The 1,567-nt window shown below is 73.1% G+C and carries 2 protein-coding genes; one reads left to right on the top strand and one right to left on the bottom strand.

The genetic code is table 11. The features are described 5' to 3' along the window. Positions 1 to 207: 207 nt before the first annotated feature. On the bottom strand, positions 208 to 1,155 hold the full coding sequence (locus DKT69_RS27665; RefSeq protein WP_109804416.1) for an NUDIX hydrolase: 948 nt from the start codon (positions 1,153 to 1,155) through the stop codon (positions 208 to 210). A gap of 144 nt (positions 1,156 to 1,299) precedes the next feature. Here DKT69_RS27665 and DKT69_RS27660 point away from each other — a divergent pair, with 144 nt between their 5' ends. Beyond that, complete coding sequence (locus tag DKT69_RS27660) at positions 1,300 to 1,560, top strand: PspC domain-containing protein (protein ID WP_109804415.1); 261 nt, start codon at positions 1,300 to 1,302, stop codon at positions 1,558 to 1,560. Positions 1,561 to 1,567 lie beyond the last annotated feature (7 nt).

The raw sequence follows: 1,567 nt of genomic DNA, 5'->3' as shown, positions 1-1,567 counted from the left end.
CACGCACGAGCAGCACCCGCTCCCCGTCCCGGCACACCCCGTACGCCCCGATCCGCCGCCGCTCCTCCATCAGCCCCCCTGCTCCCACTACCCGACCCACCGTTCCCGTCGATCATGAACCTATTGCCCGCCGGCACGGCGTGTCGGGACAACAACTTCATGATCACCGGAAGGGCAGGCGGGTGGGAGCGCAGAGTGGGGTGAGGGTTAGAGGAGTTGGGCGGCCTGGACGGCTTCGGCGGTGACCTCGGTGAGGCGGTCGGTGGGGAGGGCGCCGAGCTCCTCCCGACGGAACCAGCGGGCCTCGCAGGTGGAGCCGCCGACGTCGGCCACGGTGGGCGGGGCGGGCTGGTCGACGACCACCCGGTAGAAGGCGCGCACCCCGTGCCAGTCGATCGGGTAGCCCTCGGGGCCGAGCGAGGCGGCGTCCCGGTGGCTGGCCACGCCGAGCAGCTCGACCAGGCGACCGGTCTGCCCGGTCTCCTCGACCAGCTCCCGGATCAGCGCCGCGCCCGGCTGCTCGCCGTAGTCGGTGCCGCCGCCTGGCAGGTGCCAGCAGCCGGCGCCCGGGTAGCCGTCGGAGACCCGGGTGAGCAGCACCCGCTCCTCCGGGTCGGTGACCACGGCGTACGCGGCGAAGCGCTGCGCCCGGTGCAGTCCGTCCGGGCCGGGCACCGCGTAGAAGGAGGGGAACTCGGGGACCTCCTCGGGCACCACGTCGGCCGAGGAGGCGGGGAGCCCCAGGGTGCGCGCGGTGAACGACCGCAGCGGCAGCCCCCGGGCCTCGTCCAGGGTCACCCAGCGGACCAGGTCGGTCGGGCGGTCCACCCGGTCGGTCAGCGTCCCGCCGCGCACCGAGACCGTGTAGAGCAGGCGGTCGGTGTGCAGGGTGATGCCGCGCTCGGGCAGCGCCCGCATGTCGGCGAGCACGTCGGCCAGCCCGGAGACGGCGACCGAGATGCCGGTCTCCGCCGCGGTCTCGCGGACGACGGTGTGCTTCGGGTCCTCGCCGTGGTCGACCGCCCCGCCGGGCAGCGACCAGCTGCCCGGGGTGCCGGAGCGCTCCGATGCGCGGACCAGCAACACTCGGCCGTCTTGATCAGCACAAACTGCGTATGCCGCGATCCTGCGGAGCGGCTCCAGCAAGGTGGTCACGGGAGGCAATTCTCCCCGCGCCGGGTTACCTCCATCGAAAAGAGTCGGATTCCTGACTCATCGCTGGCGCCTCAGGGATCGATCAGGGTAGGAGTCCGGGCGGTCACCGAGGCCGTCCGCCGGCCGGCGAGCGACCGTGGGGACATGACCTCCACGAGCACCCCTCAGGCCCCGTACAAGCAGCTCCGCCGACCGACCACCGACCGCATGGTGGCCGGCGTGGCCAGCGGCCTCGGCCGCTACCTCGCCGTCGACCCCACCCTCGTCCGGGTGGTCTTCGCCGTCGCCACCCTGCTCACCGGCGGCTTCGCCGCGCTGGCGTACCCGATCATGTGGTTCCTGATGCCGGAGGAGCCGGCCAGCGCCCCCGCCTGGCCGGCTCCTCCGGCATCAGGAACCACATGATCGGGTA

This window comes from Micromonospora sicca (assembly GCF_003172935.1).
Classification (GTDB): Bacteria; Actinomycetota; Actinomycetes; order Mycobacteriales; family Micromonosporaceae; genus Micromonospora; species Micromonospora sicca.
The sequence above is the reverse complement of the archived record's forward strand: the minus strand, read 5'-3'. Positions and strand labels throughout refer to the sequence as shown.